The 16,402-nt window shown below is 56.7% G+C and carries 20 protein-coding genes; 10 read left to right on the top strand and 10 right to left on the bottom strand.

What is annotated here, in order from left to right; translation table 11 throughout:
• Positions 1–199: 199 nt before the first annotated feature.
• Complete coding sequence (locus NV64_RS16720) at positions 200–391, top strand: hypothetical protein (protein WP_056232869.1); 192 nt, start codon at positions 200–202, stop codon at positions 389–391.
• Positions 391–732, top strand: a complete 342-nt coding sequence (locus NV64_RS16715) for a hypothetical protein (protein ID WP_056232867.1) — start codon at positions 391–393, stop codon at positions 730–732. Before NV64_RS16720 ends, NV64_RS16715 begins: the two co-directional genes overlap by 1 nt.
• A 112-nt stretch (positions 733–844) precedes the next feature.
• Here the strand turns inward: NV64_RS16715 and NV64_RS16710 are convergent, their stop codons facing one another.
• From NV64_RS16710 to rluE, 9 genes are all read right to left on the bottom strand, one after another.
• Positions 845–1,504 carry an O-methyltransferase gene (locus NV64_RS16710; RefSeq protein WP_056232865.1) on the bottom strand — a complete coding sequence of 220 codons (660 nt, stop codon included), beginning with the start codon at positions 1,502–1,504 and terminating at the stop codon, positions 845–847.
• Positions 1,505–1,508: 4 nt separating this feature from the next.
• Entirely contained in the window at positions 1,509–2,636 is a 1,128-nt protein-coding gene (locus NV64_RS16705; protein WP_101506356.1) for a cupin domain-containing protein, read from the bottom strand.
• Between the two features lie 146 nt (positions 2,637–2,782).
• Positions 2,783–4,243 (bottom strand): two-component system sensor histidine kinase PhoQ, encoded by a 1,461-nt coding sequence (gene phoQ, locus NV64_RS16700; RefSeq protein ID WP_056232861.1) that lies wholly within the window; start codon positions 4,241–4,243, stop codon positions 2,783–2,785.
• Between the two features lie 4 nt (positions 4,244–4,247).
• On the bottom strand, positions 4,248–4,916 hold the full coding sequence (gene phoP / locus NV64_RS16695) for a two-component system response regulator PhoP (RefSeq protein WP_056232859.1): 669 nt from the start codon (positions 4,914–4,916) through the stop codon (positions 4,248–4,250).
• A 116-nt stretch (positions 4,917–5,032) separates the two neighbouring features.
• Positions 5,033–6,403, bottom strand: a complete 1,371-nt coding sequence (purB, locus tag NV64_RS16690; protein ID WP_056232857.1) for an adenylosuccinate lyase — start codon at positions 6,401–6,403, stop codon at positions 5,033–5,035.
• A gap of 29 nt (positions 6,404–6,432) precedes the next feature.
• A complete protein-coding gene (gene hflD, locus NV64_RS16685) occupies positions 6,433–7,077 on the bottom strand; it encodes a high frequency lysogenization protein HflD (RefSeq protein WP_056232854.1) in 645 nt (214 codons plus the stop codon).
• 43 nt (positions 7,078–7,120) lie between these two features.
• Positions 7,121–8,239 carry a tRNA 2-thiouridine(34) synthase MnmA gene (gene mnmA / locus NV64_RS16680; RefSeq protein WP_233209017.1) on the bottom strand — a complete coding sequence of 373 codons (1,119 nt, stop codon included), beginning with the start codon at positions 8,237–8,239 and terminating at the stop codon, positions 7,121–7,123.
• Positions 8,240–8,306: 67 nt separating this feature from the next.
• Positions 8,307–8,780: an NUDIX domain-containing protein gene (locus NV64_RS16675; RefSeq protein ID WP_101506355.1), complete on the bottom strand. Its 474-nt coding sequence runs from the start codon at positions 8,778–8,780 to the stop codon at positions 8,307–8,309.
• Between the two features lie 39 nt (positions 8,781–8,819).
• The gene (gene rluE / locus NV64_RS16670) at positions 8,820–9,476 is read right to left on the bottom strand and encodes a 23S rRNA pseudouridine(2457) synthase RluE (RefSeq protein ID WP_101506354.1); all 657 of its coding nucleotides are present in this window, start codon (positions 9,474–9,476) and stop codon (positions 8,820–8,822) included.
• 101 nt (positions 9,477–9,577) lie between these two features.
• On the opposite strand from rluE, the gene icd reads away from it, so the two are divergent.
• From icd to NV64_RS16645, 5 genes are all read left to right on the top strand, one after another.
• Complete coding sequence (gene icd, locus NV64_RS16665; protein WP_056232847.1) at positions 9,578–10,828, top strand: NADP-dependent isocitrate dehydrogenase; 1,251 nt, start codon at positions 9,578–9,580, stop codon at positions 10,826–10,828.
• A gap of 106 nt (positions 10,829–10,934) precedes the next feature.
• On the top strand, positions 10,935–11,537 hold the full coding sequence (locus tag NV64_RS16660) for a LysE family translocator (RefSeq protein WP_101506359.1): 603 nt from the start codon (positions 10,935–10,937) through the stop codon (positions 11,535–11,537).
• Positions 11,538–11,805: 268 nt separating this feature from the next.
• Positions 11,806–12,117, top strand: coding sequence for a hypothetical protein (locus tag NV64_RS16655; RefSeq protein WP_101506353.1), 312 nt, complete (start codon positions 11,806–11,808; stop codon positions 12,115–12,117).
• A gap of 344 nt (positions 12,118–12,461) precedes the next feature.
• Positions 12,462–13,424 (top strand): Abi family protein, encoded by a 963-nt coding sequence (locus NV64_RS16650; protein WP_101506352.1) that lies wholly within the window; start codon positions 12,462–12,464, stop codon positions 13,422–13,424.
• A 374-nt stretch (positions 13,425–13,798) separates the two neighbouring features.
• Positions 13,799–14,152, top strand: coding sequence for a hypothetical protein (locus NV64_RS16645; RefSeq protein WP_233209016.1), 354 nt, complete (start codon positions 13,799–13,801; stop codon positions 14,150–14,152).
• On the opposite strand, the gene NV64_RS16640 is transcribed toward NV64_RS16645, so the two are convergent.
• Entirely contained in the window at positions 14,115–14,423 is a 309-nt protein-coding gene (locus NV64_RS16640) for a YkgJ family cysteine cluster protein (RefSeq protein ID WP_056232842.1), read from the bottom strand. The genes NV64_RS16645 and NV64_RS16640 overlap by 38 nt on opposite strands.
• 473 nt (positions 14,424–14,896) lie before the next feature.
• On the opposite strand from NV64_RS16640, the gene NV64_RS16635 reads away from it, so the two are divergent.
• From NV64_RS16635 to NV64_RS23715, 3 genes are all read left to right on the top strand, one after another.
• On the top strand, positions 14,897–15,358 hold the full coding sequence (locus NV64_RS16635) for a PTS sugar transporter subunit IIA (protein WP_056232840.1): 462 nt from the start codon (positions 14,897–14,899) through the stop codon (positions 15,356–15,358).
• On the top strand, positions 15,355–15,678 hold the full coding sequence (locus tag NV64_RS16630; protein WP_056232838.1) for a PTS fructose transporter subunit IIB: 324 nt from the start codon (positions 15,355–15,357) through the stop codon (positions 15,676–15,678). Before NV64_RS16635 ends, NV64_RS16630 begins: the two co-directional genes overlap by 4 nt.
• 13 nt (positions 15,679–15,691) lie before the next feature.
• Positions 15,692–16,402: PTS transporter subunit EIIC (locus NV64_RS23715; RefSeq protein ID WP_369878899.1), on the top strand; the 711-nt coding region annotated here is incomplete at its 3' end.

Below are 16,402 nucleotides of genomic sequence, written 5' to 3'. Positions count from 1 at the left end.
TTTATTACTGGAACGCTTCCCGGCATTACGCATGTAATAGCGGTTCAGCCCACACATTTTTTGCGGTACGCCTCGTAAAACAGAATTTGTGTGGGTGTCACTGGATATTTTACGATTTTAATTTCTGTTCACCGCGTTATTATTTTCTGCGTTGCAGCGATTCTGCTGTTTATTACGGAAATAACTAAGAGAGGTGAGCATGGATTTCAGTTTAATTACCTTGTTGAAAGCCACATTCGGCGGGGCGGGCTGGGGGTTTGGCCTGTCCGGATTTGTCCCGCTGATTGCACCTTCGGTTGAGCTGACCACCCACGTCATGTACAGCGGGGCAGCCTGGGGCGCTGCCGTGCTGGCATCGTTGTATATTTTTGCCGCCTGGAAGTCCCGGTAATGCAGCCTGCCTGGTACTTCCCGCACGATCACCAGCAGCTGTGCCACTTCTATATAGTGATATGTGTAAGTTATCTGGTGATGCATGTTGTCTGGGACTGGCGGTCAGATAAAACGCCGCCATTCTCATTCAGCACACTGAAGAACAAAGCTGAACAGGTATTCTCCAGCGTAACGCTGGCCTCCAGCCTGTTCTATATCGTGGTGCTGCTTGACTTAACCAATCCGCTGCGCGATACCGATCTGTTTATCTTTTCAATGATTTTCAGCGCCCTCTGCGGCGTGCTGGTATCGCTGGCTATGATGGTGCCTTATGCTAACCGGTACCAGTCCAGGCCCTGATTAAATTTTTTTTTGGTACCCGTATTCACGCGTGAATTCATCCTGGCACTCAAAGTGATAAACGAAGTTGTGTTGCCTCTCATCTAACGGAAATTCATATTTATACAGCGCGTTACTTCACCCGCGCCAGCACAAAGCCATCCCAGCCCTTTTCGCCCACGGTTTGCAGCGCGGTAGCCTCCAGCCGCGGATCGTTGCCGATCAGCCGCAGGAAGTCGCGTACGCCCTGAATATTCCAGTCGGTGGTGTCGCCGTCGGCGACTTTGCCGTTGCGCACCACATTATCACCAATAATCAGCGTGCCCGGCCGGGAGTATTTAAGCGCCCACTCCAGGTAGGCGGGGTTATTCTGCTTATCGGCATCAATAAACACCAGATCGAAGGGCGCAGACGAGGCCAGCTGCGGCAGGCTCTCCAGCGCCGGGCCGACCAGCACGGTGACCCGATCGGCCAGCCCGGCGCGGCGGATATTCTCCACCGCTACCGCCGCGTGGTGCGGCTGAAACTCCAGCGTAAACACCTGACCGTCTTCCGGCAGCGCCTTCGCCAGCCACAGCGTGCTGTAGCCGCCGAGGGTGCCGATCTCCAGAACCCGCTTTGCGCCGATCATTCTGGCGAACAGGTTGAGCAGCTTGCCCTGGTTCGGCGCCACGTCGATGGCGGGCAGGCCCGCCGCCTGGTTGGCCGCCAGCGCCGCGCTGAGCCCGTCATCCTGCGGCAGCAGCGTTTCCACCAGCCAGCCGTCGACCTGCGCCCAGCGCTCGCGGTTCATCGCCTTACTCCTCGTCGCCGAAATACCAGTAGCCGCTGTTGACCAGCGCCGCCAGCTGGGCGAGGAACGACGGGTCGTCCAGCGCGTCGCCAAACTGCGCCTGGCCCAGGGTCAGCTGATGAGCCAGCGCGGTCAGCGCGGCGCGGTGCGGCGAATCAAGCTGTTCACCGTTGATAAACACCGCCTCGCCGATTGACACCACGCGCAGTCCGCCCAGGCGGGTCAGCTCGTCGCCCTGCTGCAGCGCGTCATAGATCTCGTCCGGCTGGTAAGGCGGCTCCGGCGGGGCGATATCCAGTTCGTGGCGCGACTGCGAGATAAACTCACCAAACCACTGGTTAAACTGACCCGGCTGGTCGATGACGTTAAGCATCATCTGGCGGATGCCTTCCAGCTCGGACGGCAGGATCTCCGCCGGGTTTTCGCGCGGCTGCACGTCCGGATCGCTGAAGCGGTGGCTGCCCAGCTCGCGGGAGAGCACATGGTCGGCAAAGCCGCTGATCAGCTCACGGCCGCTCGGCGCACGGAAGCCAACGGAGTAGTTAATCGCGCTCTCCAGCGAGTAGCCTTCGTGCGGGAACCCCGGTGGAATATAGAGGATATCGCCCGGCTCCATCTCTTCATCGATAATTGCGTCGAACGGCTCGACCTGCAGCAGGTCCGGGTGCGGACAGTGCTGTTTCAGCTCGGCTTTTTCACCCACGCGCCAGCGGCGGCGGCCGGTGCCCTGGATAATAAATACGTCGTACTGGTCGAAATGCGGGCCGACGCCGCCGCCGGGCACCGAGAAGGAGATCATCAGGTCGTCGGTACGCCAGTCGGGCAGGAAGCGGAACGGGCGCATCAGCGCGGCAGACGGCGCGTGCCAGTGGTCAACGGCCTGCACCAGCAGTGACCAGTTGTTCTCACCCAGGTGGTCGTAGCTCTGAAACGGGCCGTGAGCCACCTGCCATTTTCCCTCGTCATGGCTGACCAGCCGGCTGTCGACTTCATTTTCCATCGCCAGCCCGGCCAGTTCGTCCGGGGAGATCGGATCAACAAAGTTTTTAAAACCACGTTTCAGTACCACCGGGCGTTTTTGCCAGTAGCGCTGAATAAATTCGGGCCAGTTAAGGTCGAGCTGATAATCCATGATAATTTCCTGAAACGGCTGAGTGCAGCGGCAATGTGCAAAGAGTATAACAGGGCAGGGCAGCCGGGGGGTAATGTCATCAGCAGGTGGGGATTAACGCTGGGTGCATCGGCGGCCGTTCCTGTCAGGCCGCCGCTGTCCGAGGACTAAGGGATGCCGTGCAGCACTTCCTGACGGCGGAAAATGACCTCCATCCTCGCGCCGCCGAGCGGGCTTTCATGGGCGCTGATTTCGCCGCTGTACTGTTCAAGGATCTCACGCGCCAGCCCCAGCCCCAGCCCCTGGCCGGGGCGTAGGGTGTCGGCACGCTGGCCGCGTATAAACACCAGGTCACGTTTGCTTTCCGGGATGCCCGGCCCGTCGTCTTCGACGATCAGCAGCAGCGAATTCTCGGTAAGATGGGCGCTGATCTCAACAAACTCCAGGCAATATTTACAGGCGTTATCCAGCACGTTGCCCATCACTTCCATAAAATCATTCTGCTCGCCGACGAACACCAGTTCGGGCGAGATATCCAGCGTCAGCACCACGCCCTTACGCTGGTAGACCTTATTCAGCGCCGAACACAGCCCGTCGAGCAGCGCCGGTACCGAGTGCAGATCGCGCTTCAGCGCGTGGTGGTCGGCCTGCATGCTGGCGCGGTGCAGGTAGTAGCCGATCTGCTGCGAGATGCGGCTGATCTGCTCCAGCATAATCGGCTCGGCCTGCTCCACCGACAGATTTCTGCCGTTGCGCAGCGAGCGCAGGGTGGTTTGCAGTACCGCCAGCGGCGTTTTCAGGCTGTGGGTCAGGTCACTGAGGGTGGTGCGATAGCGGGTGTAGCGCTGGCGCTCGTTGTCCAGCAGCAGGTTGAGGTTACGGACCAGGCTTTTCAGCTCCTGCGGGGGGGCCGGGTCGAGCGCGTCGCGGGTGCCGTTCTCCAGCTCATGCACCTGGCGGGCCAGCGCGCCAATTGGCCGCAGGCTCCAGTGCGCCGCCAGCCACAGCAGAGGAATAATCAGCAGCAGGTTGGCCAGCAGTACGTAGCTGAACCACGACCAGACCACGTCGGAGTGCTGCAGCTCCTGCGGAATGGAGTCGACCACCACAATGGTCAGCGGCGGCAGGTTGGCGCTGGCCTCGTAGCGGTTGACCGCCACCGAGTGGGTAAAGGTGTCGTTGCCATCATCGTCGTAGGCGGTCAGTTTATTCTGCGCGTCGCGGTCGTTGCCCAGCACTTCGCGGCTGGTTCGGTTATTGGTATCGATTTCGTAGAAGTCTGATTTATCCAGCCATTCGGGGCGGATTTTGCTGCTGATATCCGGCACGTCACGCTGCTGCCACAGCAGCTTGCCGTTTCTGTCATAGATAAACACCAGCGCCGGAAAGTTGAGCGTCATCCGCTCGGGCTGCACGATGCTCAGCCGGCCGTCCTGCCACTGTGCGAGGGTAAAGAACAGGTTGCTTTCGCTGCGCAGGACACGGTAGGTGTTTTTATCGAAGTTGACCACGTAGCCGACCACGGCGACCATGCCGTAAGAGAGGGACATGATCAGCACCACCGCCGCGGTGGCCAGCAGGAAACGGAACCGCAGCGACAGCGGCTTTTTGCGCCAGAACAGGTTCATCGGGTTACAGGTCGAAGCGGTAGCCCTGACCGCGTACCGTGGTGATCACTTCCGCGCTGTGCTCGGCCTGAATTTTCTTACGCAGGCGGCCCATTAATACGTCGATGGTGTGGCTCTCGCGCAGCTCGGCGTCCGGGTAGAGCTGCAGCATCAGCGAATCTTTACTGACCACTTTACCGGCGTTGCGGATCAGCGTTTCGATAATGGTGTACTCAAAGGCAGTCAGTTTGATCTGGTTTTCATTGACCGTCAGCTCACGGCGGGAGAGGTCGATCTGGAACGGGGCCAGGGTAATAATCTGTGACGCCAGCCCGCTGTTGCGGCGCATCAGCGCCTGCATCCGTGCGACCACCTCTTCAATATGAAAGGGTTTGGTAACGTAATCATCGGCCCCGGCTTCCAGCGCCTCGACTTTGGCCTGCCAGCCGTCACGGGCGGTGAGCACCAGAATCGGCTGGCGTACGTCTTCACTGCGCCAGCGGCGGATCAGCGCCATGCCGTCTTCATCCGGCAGCCCGAGATCGACCAGGGTAATATCCGGCGTGTGCTCACTGAGAAAATAATCCGCCTCTTTGGCATCTTCGGCCGCATCCACCTGGTGCCCCATATCCCGCAGCTGTACCGCCAGGTGATGACGCAGTAGTTGATTATCTTCCACCACTAACACTCGCATAGCTCTTTCCTTTAGAAACGACGTCGCTGTTCACCAGCATAAACCGGGAACAGTATAGGTGAAAGGGGGTAAACAGCAGATTAACGCGGGCCGCTAAACACGGCCCGCAGGGGAAATTACTTCAGATCGTCAACCATCTGAATCGCGCGGCCAAGGTAGTTAGCCGGGGTCATCTGCTTCAGGCGGGTTTTTTCATCTTCCGGCAGCGCCAGGCCGTCGATAAACGCCTTCATGCCTTCGGCGTCCACGCGCTTGCCACGGGTCAGCTCTTTCAGCTTCTCGTACGGCTTCTCAATGCCGTAACGACGCATCACGGTCTGGATCGGCTCGGCCAGCACTTCCCAGTTGCTGTCCAGCTCGGCCAGCAGGCGGTCGCGGTTCACTTCCAGCTTGGAGATGCCTTTCAGGGTGGCCTGGTAAGCGATCAGCGCGTAGCCGACGCCGACGCCGAGGTTGCGTAGCACGGTGGAGTCGGTCAGGTCACGCTGCCAGCGGGAAACCGGCAGTTTGCTGGCCAGATGCTGCATCACGGCGTTGGCCAGGCCGAGGTTGCCTTCGGAGTTTTCGAAGTCAATCGGGTTAACCTTATGCGGCATGGTGGAAGAACCGATTTCGCCGGCGATGGTTTTCTGCTTAAAGTGGTTCAGTGCGATATAGCCCCACACGTCGCGATCGAAGTCGATCAGGATGGTGTTAAAGCGCGCCATGCAGTCAAACAGCTCGGCAATGTAGTCGTGCGGCTCGATCTGGGTGGTGTACGGGTTCCAGGTAATGCCCAGCGAGGTGACAAACTCTTCGCTCAGCTGGTGCCAGTCTACTTCCGGATACGCGGCGATGTGGGCGTTATAGTTGCCGACCGCGCCGTTGATTTTACCCAGCACTTCAATGCGCTCCAGCTGACGCAGCTGGCGTTCGAAGCGGTAGGCAACGTTGGCCATCTCTTTACCGAGGGTGGACGGGGTGGCAGGCTGACCGTGGGTGCGTGAGAGCAGCGGGATATCACGGTACTGCACAGCCAGATCCTTGACTGCGGCGATGATCTTGTTCCAGTACGGCACGATCACCTCGCGACGTGCCGTTTCCAGCATCAGCGCGTGCGACAGGTTGTTAATGTCTTCTGAGGTACAGGCGAAGTGGATAAATTCTGACACCGCATGCAGGGAAGGTACGCTCTCCACTTTCTCCTTGAGGAAGTATTCAACCGCTTTCACATCATGGTTGGTGGTGCGCTCGATAGTTTTAATCCGCGCGGCGTCTTCTTCGCTGAAGCTGCTGACGATTGCATCAAGGTAAGCGTTTGCGTCGGCGTCAAATGCAGGAACTTCCCTGATCTCTGCGCAGGTCGCCAGCTTCTGTAACCAGCGAACTTCAACCTCAACGCGGAACTTCAGCAGGCCGAACTCGCTGAAAATGCCGCGCAGGGGGCTGACTTTGTCGCCGTAACGGCCATCAACGGGTGAGACGGCGGTCAGAGAGGATAATTCCATTGGTGCAACTCCTGGATCGGTTGTAAACATCAGGTTGGGGTCCCGTTCAGGCGGGCCAGAATCGCTTTCGCCTCGTTAACAAGACGGCCACGGGAAAACATCAGCTGCAGGCGGCCACCGCCAACCTGCTGCCACAGCACCGCCGAGCGGATACCCGCCAGCAGTGCCGCACGAACTTTACTCTGCACCTGCGAATTCTGCAGCACGGCCGGTGAACCGGTGACCTGAATACGCGGGCCGAGCGGGCTGATCACATCAACGTAGATGCCGGCCATGGCGCTAATCAGCGTATCCGACTCCAGATCGTAATGCGCCAGCTGGCGGTCAAGCTGCGCGATGCGGCTGGAGAGCTCGTTAAGCGCGGTTTTACTGGCGCTGAGCTTGCGCTCCAGCACCATCATGCTCAGCGTGTAGCGCGTCAGCTCGGCGCCCAGCCCCTGGCGGCTGTTGCTGTTCAGCACCGCCAGCAGCGTCTCCAGGCCAAACTGCAGGTTGGCCTCGTCATTGCCAAACACCGCCAGCGTGGAGGACGGGTTCAGATCCAGCAGGCTGTTCAGTGACACTTTCAGCGCCTCCGGCGGGCAGCTGCCCTGATGGGCCAGCTGCTGTACCAGATGCGCCGACTGACCGATGCCGGCCAGTGCCAGGGTAATATCATAAAAATTCTTTGCCACGGTGGCTCCTGTTATCGTCCCGCGTCGTGCGGGAGGCCCGGCTTTATGCAGTAACCAGCGGCAGACGCTGTTCAATAATACCGCCGCCGAGGCAGACGTCATCCAGATAAAACACCGCGGACTGGCCCGGCGTCACCGCCGCCACCGGCAGATCAAAACGCACCTCAATGCGCTCATCGTCCAGCGGCGTGACGGTGCAGGGGATATCTTCCTGACGATAGCGGGTTTTCACCACGCAGCGCAGCGGGGCGGTAAGCGGCGTGCGATCCACCCAGTGCAGCTGCTGGGCAACAAGGCCGACCGACATCAGGCGCGGGTGATCGTGGCCCTGAGCCACCACCAGCACGTTGTTCGCCACGTCTTTATCCACCACGTACCACGGCTCCTCGCCGTGATCTTTGGTGCCGCCAATGCCTAAGCCTTTGCGCTGGCCGAGGGTGTGGTACATCAGCCCCTGGTGCTGACCGACGGTATCACCGGCTACGGAGACAATCGGGCCGGGCTGCGCGGGCAGATAGCGACGCAGGAACTCGGTGAACTTGCGCTCGCCGATAAAACAGATGCCGGTGGAGTCTTTTTTCTTCGCGGTGACCAGCTCCAGCTGTTCTGCAATGCGGCGCACTTCCGGCTTCGGCAGATCGCCGACCGGGAACAGGCTCTGCGCGATCTGGTCGCTGCCTAAGGTGTAGAGGAAGTAGCTCTGGTCTTTGTTGCCGTCCAGCCCGCGCAGCAGCTGACTTTTACCGTCAACGTCATGGCGGCGCACGTAGTGGCCGGTGGCGATAAAGTCCGCGCCAAGGTCTTCGGCTGCAAACTCCAGGAAGGCTTTAAATTTGATCTCTTTATTGCACAGGATGTCCGGGTTAGGCGTGCGTCCGGCCTTGTACTCTTCCAGGAAGTGCTCGAAGACGTTGTCCCAGTATTCAGCGGCGAAGTTGATGGTGTGCAGATGGATCCCTAATTTGTCACACACCGCCTGTGCGTCAGCCAGGTCGGTGGCTGCCGTACAGTACTCTTCGCCATCATCCTCCTCCCAGTTTTTCATAAACAGGCCTTCGACCTGATAACCCTGCTGCATCAGCAGCCAGGCAGAAACGGAGGAGTCCACGCCGCCGGACATCCCGACGATCACTTTTTTCTGGCTGTTCATACTGTTCGACATTTAATACCCAACCTGAGGTTTTAAGGAGCCGTTAAAGGCGGCTCTGATAAAATTGCGGCATATTCTATCATGCGTTGCTGGCGCGCGCATCCTCGCTAAACGGCCACTGAAAGGCGCTGAGCAGGGCCAGCGGATGACGGGTTCCCTGCTGGTAAATACGCAGGCTTTCCGCCACCAGTGGCGATCGCAGCTTCTTCGAGGTGAGGATCTCCTCCGGCGGCAGCCACCAGCAGCGGTCGATATCTTTATCCTGTGGGTAGGTCTCGACCATCGCCGGGAGATCCAGGCTGAACAGGAAACGCAGGAACGGCGTATTATCCGGCGCGATCCACTGATGCATCGCCAGAAAGGCCTGCGGAACGGCATCAATGCCGGTCTCTTCCGACAGCTCACGCACGGCGGCCTGTAACAGCGTTTCGTTGGCCTCCAGATGCCCGGCGGGCTGGTTCAGCGTGGCGCGGCCGCGCACCCGCTCTTCCACCACCAGGAACTGGCCTTCGGCCTGTACGACGGTGGCGACGGTAACGTGGGGTTTAAACATTTCAGGCTCCGGTTGCTGCGCGCCAGGGGGCGGTCAGCGTTAAATTTGGTCGGTAATATCGCGCCACTCGCCGGGTGCCAGCCCCTGTAACTGCAGCGCGCCCATTGAGAAGCGAATCAGGCGCAGGGTCGGGAAACCGATATGGGCGGTCATTCGCCGCACCTGGCGGTTACGCCCCTCAGACAACGTGATTTTTAGCCAGCAGGTGGGAATCGACTTCCGCTCACGGATCGGCGGATTGCGCGGCCACAGCCACGCCGGTTCGGCCACCTGCTCCACGCCGGCGGGCAGGGTAGGGCCATCGTTCAGCACCACGCCGCTGCGCAGCGCCTGCAGATCGCTCTCCGCCGGCTCGCCCTCCACCTGCACATAATAAATTTTGCCGGTGCGCTTACCGGGCTGGGTCAGCTGCGCCTGCAGCGCGCCGTCGTTGGTCAGCACCATCAGCCCTTCGCTGTCGCGATCCAGCCGCCCGGCGGCATAGATCCCCGCCTGCGGAACATAATCCTTCAGCGTGCGCCGCCCCGCTTCGTCGCTGAACTGCGGCAGCACATCAAAGGGTTTATTAAACAGCACCACGCAGCGGGGCCCTTTGGGGGCAGCCGGGCGGCGCTGTGGCGGGCTGGAGCGTTTAACGCGGTGATTAGCAACAGAAGTTTTTCGCATGGTCTTTGCACTTGAGAACAATAGGCGCATTATACCTCAATCTTCAGAGGATTGGCGCAGAGTCAATATTCGAGTAGTATTGACGCGCATCTTACAAGTCATTAACAAAAAAGCGCTCGAAGGAGAGGTTGATGGAAAGCAAAGTAGTTGTTCCGGCGGAAGGTCAGAAAATCACCCTGGATCAGGGAAAACTGAACGTACCTAACAATCCAATCATCCCGTTTATTGAAGGTGATGGCATTGGGGTAGACGTTTCCCCGGTGATGATCAAAGTTGTCGACGCCGCCGTGAAGAAAGCTTACAACGGTGAGCGTAAAATCTCCTGGATGGAAATTTACACCGGTGAGAAATCCGTAGAGCTGTACGGTCAGGACGTCTGGCTGCCGGAAGAGACCCTCGAACTGATTAAAGAGTATCGCGTGGCCATCAAAGGCCCACTGACCACCCCGGTCGGCGGCGGTATTCGCTCCCTGAACGTGGCCCTGCGCCAGCAGTTAGACCTCTACATCTGCCTGCGTCCGGTGCGTTACTACACCGGCACCCCAAGCCCGGTAAAACGCCCACAGGATACCGATATGGTGATCTTCCGCGAAAACGCCGAAGACATCTATGCCGGTATCGAGTGGAAAGCGGGTACGCCGGAAGCCGAGAAAGTGATCAAGTTCCTGCGCGAAGAGATGGGCGTGAAGAAAATTCGCTTCCCTGAGCAGTGCGGTATCGGCGTTAAGCCGTGTTCAGAAGAAGGCACCAAGCGCCTGGTACGTGCGGCGATCGAATATGCGATCACCAACGACCGTGACTCAGTGACCCTGGTTCACAAAGGCAACATCATGAAGTTCACCGAAGGTGCCTTCAAGGACTGGGGCTATGAACTGGCGCGTCAGGAGTTCGGCGGCGAGCTGATCGACGGCGGCCCGTGGGTGAAAATCAAGAACCCGAACAACGGCAAAGAGATCGTGATTAAAGACGTGATCGCCGACGCCTTCCTGCAGCAGATCCTGCTGCGTCCGGCCGAGTACGACGTGATCGCCTGTATGAACCTGAACGGCGACTACATCTCTGACGCCCTGGCTGCACAGGTTGGCGGTATCGGTATCGCTCCTGGCGCCAACATCGGTGACGAGTGCGCGCTGTTCGAAGCCACCCACGGTACCGCACCTAAGTACGCGGGCCAGGATAAAGTGAACCCAGGTTCCGTGATCCTGTCCGCTGAAATGATGCTGCGTCACCTGGGCTGGTTCGAAGCCGCAGACCTGATCATCAAAGGCATGGAAGGCGCAATCGCAGCCAAGACCGTGACCTATGACTTCGAACGTCTGATGGACGGCGCTAAGCTGCTGAAATCTTCAGAGTTTGGCGATGCAATGATCTCTCACATGTAATGTGGTGAGTGGGTGATTGTGAAAGCGGGGGCCCTGGTGGCCCCCGTTTTTTTGCCTGAAAAAACTTACCGCAAAACTCTTCCCCAGAACGGGCTAAATGGAGCATATGGACATCAATCTGACCGGCTTTATTCCAGCACTATTGCCCGTTGCACTCTCTCCCGGCGCAAGCTTCACGCTTGTTATGAGCAGCGCACTGGCCGGTGGACGCAGCGGACTTTGCAGAACCCTTGCCGGCACAGCATTGGGTATCTACACCCATGCGCTGTTGATCGGACTCGGCATAACTGCCGTGATTGTCTCGTCTCCGGCGGTATATGGTTTTCTGAAAATTGCGGGAACCCTCTATCTTCTTTGGTTAGGGATGATGCTCATCCGTAGTGGCCTGGATGCCAGGCCCACTCAACTCAAAAAAAGCCTGTCTGCCGTTACGGTAAAAGAGGCGTGGCTTGCCAACGTTCTGAATCCTAAAGCCATCATTTTCTATCTGACCGTTGTCTCCCAGTTTGCTGGCAAGCAGGGGGGCGTTGGCAATTACCTGACCTTAGCCTCCGTGCACGTGCTGGTCATGAGCCTCTGGCTTATCGTTATCAGCTACATCCTGATTTTTTCAGCAAAAAAGAGCAATCCAGCCCGGTTAAAAAAATACGTCAACACCTGCGGAGGGGGGCTGCTGGTCATTTTTGCCCTTCACAACTTTGTTGAATAACTCCTGGCAGGTTAGCGAGCGAATTAAATAAAACCTGAGTCAGCCCAAATCTGCGATCTGCTTTTAAATCGGCAGTGATCCCTCAACAGCCTTCATGCTAAACGGTCTCTGTGATCCAAATCAGTGGGGAGTCGCTGCCCGGTGGCAGGGATTGCGAGGGCGTGTGTGGGATGGAGATCGTGCGGGCAGGGGACAGTACTGCAAAAAATACACAAATGGTGCTCAGAGTGATAGGGTTAACTCTTTGCCACATAAAGAGGAAACGCTAATGATTGTAAGGACCTGGCACGGATGTGTTCCGCTTAAACATGCTGAAGGGTTTGCCAGACACCTGGAAAAGACAGGGGTAGAGCATTCAGGAAGCATCCCCGGCAACAAAGGTGCATATGTCCGCAGGGAAACCCAGGGCGGTTGGGAGCACTTCTTTCTGGCCACTTACTGGCAGGATCTGCAGTCGGTAAAGGCCTTCGCCGGAGAAAACTATCATGTGGCGGTGACCTACCCGGACGATGAAGAGTTCGAGCTGCTCTCCGACCCGTATGTTTTCCAGCATGAAGTGGGAGCCGTCACCCCCCTTTAGCCTCTTTTACGTGCCAGCCTTTCGGTTGGCATGAGTTGCCGTACATGGAAAGAGGAGACTCACTTTGGGGATTGGGTGCGCTGCCAGGATTGAATTCCGGAGTGTTGGCAATGCGCGGCTATGGATCGCAAAGTCACCCTGATACAGCGAAGTGAAGGTACGGTGTGAGTGGTACGGTACTGGGCAGATAAACCGTTCTGACCTGTACGCAAAAAGGACATTTTTAAGTGATAAAACTATTGACGCATTACGCAGAAAGAATACTATAGGTCTTAATGATGCCTGCAACGACCCCTCGGGGAAGTTAGTGGGCTTTTTTTTGCTTTTTCAGGGATGATACCGCTATGCCGACAACCCTTTACAACAAGCCCTATCGAACACCTGCCGATTTGGTTAAAGACCTGAAGCGTAAACAGCTTCAATTTCTTGATGAAGCTGAAGCAGAAATGACGCTGAGTCAGATTAGCTATTACCATTTCAAAATCTACCTTCATCCCCTGTTAGATCCGGCCAGCCCTGGCGGTAAAAAATACAGGCAGGGTGAATATTTTGAATACGGTCTGGAGCTATACAGGTTCGACGAAAAGCTCCGGGTGTTACTGTTTGGCGTGATTGCGCGGCTGGAAGTTAAGCTGAGAAGCAGACTCGATCATGCTTTATCATCCCACTCAAACAATCCATTCTGGTATCTGGATGACACCTATTTTTTCACAAAACAAGGTTCCGGGAAAATTGACGGTGTACGCGCAAAAATACAGACAGACTTCAGTTACGAAAAAGAGTTATACGCAAGAAATTACCGCAGCAAGTACCATAACAACATCCATAATCAGTTTTCGGATCTTCCTCCCTTCTGGATAGCCAGCGAATTAATTACCATTGGCAGCTTATTCAGGATATTTGAGAATATTGATTTTTCATATTTCAAAAAACTGGCTACACCTGATAATTTAATACTGGATAATCTGGCGAAAGAGTTTGGTGCGAATGACTTTAAGGCGCTGACAAACTGGGTTCAACGTCTGCGAGACGTCAGAAACAGGTGCGCACATCATAGCCGCCTGTGGAATGCCAAACTTGCTGCGCCGAGTCAGATAGCCGGTGAGTTGAGCATAACTACTACACACCAGTATCGACCTTATCTGACCATCTGTGTGATGCACAAAATGATCAGGTCGCTTGGTTTAACGGGGATCGAGCTGAAGGGGGAAGTACAGCGCCTTTTTGCACGCAGCCCCGCGGCAAGGCGGCACATGGCCGATACCGGTTTCCCCCAGGGTTGGGAAACGGAACCATTCTGGAATTAAAGACGATTGTTTCCAATTGATTGAATACCTTCCGATGAAAAAGACAGCTCTCGGATTTCATAAGTAAACAGCATATACGGTCACAAAATTTCCAAAATTCTGTTTTAAGAATGATGGACTGGAAACTCCGTCTTTGGCACCTGGCTGCCTGATTTATTATTTTTCTAGTCGGCCAGTTACGAGGAACGAGAATTCCCAATTGCTTCCCCATTTATAGCGCATATAAATCAACATGAGGCAGGTTAGTGGTAACGGAATTACTTACGCCTTTCTAATTCGGCTAATGCATATTTTCCTCGTTCCACTACTGACGGCGATATGTCGGAAGCCAGAACTTTTGCCAGTCTGAATGCTTCTTCACCAATAAAATCATATTGCTGGAGGATACCAACGTCACCGCCAAACAACTGGACAGAACGCTGCATCAGCTGACGTACAGCAAAAACTTCCATCCAAAGGCGGTGATTTTTGGTCAGTTCTATGCGATGGGTGCAGCTGAAAGCGAGAAGCACCTGTATCGTCAGGTGATTAAGGATTTTGCCGGGCGGGTGAGTTATCCCGTCTACTATTACCCGGTATTCGGCCACGGTGAAACCAATAGACCGTTTATTCTCGCCCGGCGGGCGGAGATTTTATGCCGTACCGGTTATCTGTTGTGCAGCCTGACGCAAGCGCCGGTTGTAAGCGGCTTCAGCGATACACCGTCGCCATCCCCTGGCGTTCGGTGATGCACTCGTCGGCACCCATTTCGAATTCCCGGCAGATCAGCGGGCGGTTTTCGTAAATGGTGCACATCATGGTGTTGCGGTCCAGCGCCGCACACCAGCCATCGTCCAGCCGCAGCATCACTTCACTGTCCCAGTCATCGTAATCGATAAACCGTTTCGGCACCCCGGTATCGGTGATCAGCATCACCTCCAGCTGGCAGCAGCAGGCGGCGCAGGTGGAACAGGTGACGGCGGGCGTATCCGCAAGCTGGGTAACGGGGATAGTGTTCATAGTCGCGATATGCGTTTTACCTGAGGGCCCGCGTCGTATCGACGTGGCCGTTAAATGAGTGACCGATAAAGGAGGGGCATTTTGTCAAACGCTGCCGCTTTGTCAATCGTCGCTGTACTATCCCTGTGCCGCCTGTACCGCGTGTGTTGCCATATTCTGACGCTCTGAAGCCCTGATGCACAGGGATCGGCGTACGCTCCCTGCCTGCAATGGCGAATAAAAGCCCTGTGGGCATCACTAAAAATCCCTCCGCTTCACAGTTTTTATATTAAAAATCAGCGGTAAGGGTGGATTGAAAACCCGGCCGCTATCACAAAACGTCCACATTATTTGAATTACCTCACTGTTTGCCCCCCGATCAATAAGCCATTTCCACCTTCGGCTGGAAACCCGCTGTCTGTACCCCGCCGTCAGCCGGTTTAGACTGAGATTCGACTTCACAATAACCGACACGCGCAAAGGGATGCCGCCTTATGTTAATTGCACGAGAGAACATTTTTCTGAACCAGGCCTTCACCAGTAAGCAGGAGATATTTCGCTTTCTGGCGGGCCATGCGGTGGCGCAGGGCTGGGCGGAAAGCGCCGCCGCGATTGAGGCCGACCTGTGGCAGCGCGAGCAGCAGTACTCCACCGGGTTTGAAAATCAGATCGCCATTCCCCACGCCAAAACCGCCAACGTCAGCCAGGCCGGGGTGATCTTTATTCGCCTGGCGCAGCCGATTGAGTGGGAAAGCCTCGATGACCAGCCGGTACAAATTATCTTCGGCTTACTGGTGCCGGAATCCGGGGCGAAGGTTTTACATCTGCAGATCATTAACAGCCTGGCCAGCCAGATCGTTGAGGATGATTTTCGGCAGTTTCTGTTCATTGCAGAAAGCGAAAACGCGCTGTTCGAATTTATGAAATCACGCATTGCCATTGAGGAAGACGCATGAATATTGTCGGAGTGACTTCCTGTATTGCCGGACTGGCGCATACGCCGATGGCGGCAAAATCGCTGGAGAAAGAGGGCAGCAAACTGGGGCATCAGATCAAAATAGAGCAGCAGGGGGCGATGGGCATCCTGAATAAAATTACCCCGCAGGAGGTGGCCGCAGCCGATTTTGTGCTTATCGCCGCCGACCGCTCCATTGAAGAGGAGGAGCGCTTCGCCGGGAAAGTGATTATCCGGGTGAAAATCGGCCAGTGCGTCGGCCATGCGGCCGAGGTGATCGCCAAATGCGTGACGGCGGTTGCCGCCCGTCAGCAATCATAAATCAGGTGCCGCAATGAAAAAAATAATGGTCGATATCAAGAACCATCTGATGACCGGGATCTCCTTCGCCCTGCCGGTCATTATTGCCGGTTCGCTGATGGTGGCGGTGGCGAAAATTATCGGCCTGGCCTTCGGTGCCGCCGATCTCAATGCCTTTGCCGAACAGGACGGGTTGAGCCACTGGCTGTACCTGACCCAGGAGACCGGTTTTAAAATCATCGGCCTGATGAACTACGTGCTGGGTGCCTACGTGGCCTACTCCATCGCCGGGAAAAAAGGGCTGGCCGCCGGTTTTACCGCCGGGCTGATCGCCTCGCTGACCGGCTCCGGTTTTCTCGGCGCGGCGCTGGGTGGGCTGCTGGCCGGTTACTCCTCTGAGTGGGTTTCACGCAAAGTGCAGATCACCGGGTCTGCGGCCACCTCGGTGCCGCTGATTATTCTGCCGTTTATCACCGTCGGGCTGCAGGTGCTGGTAATGCTGCTGCTGCTGGGCGACGTCTTAAGCTGGCTGAACACCTCGCTGATGGCCTGGGTGCAGCAGATGACCGAAGACGGCACCAGCACGGTGCTGCTGGCGGTGGTGCTGGGCGGCATGATCTGCTTTGACCTCGGCGGCCCGGTCAATAAGGCCGCGTGGGGCACCGGCAATGTGCTGTTCCTCAGCGGCGTCTATATGCCGGCGATCCTCGTCAACGTGGCGATCATTATTCCCCCGCTAGGTTAC

Source organism: Erwinia sp. B116 (assembly GCF_002865965.1).
Taxonomy (GTDB): Bacteria; Pseudomonadota; Gammaproteobacteria; order Enterobacterales; family Enterobacteriaceae; genus Erwinia.
Note: the sequence above shows the minus strand (reverse complement) of the source record. Positions and strands in the feature narration are given on the sequence as shown.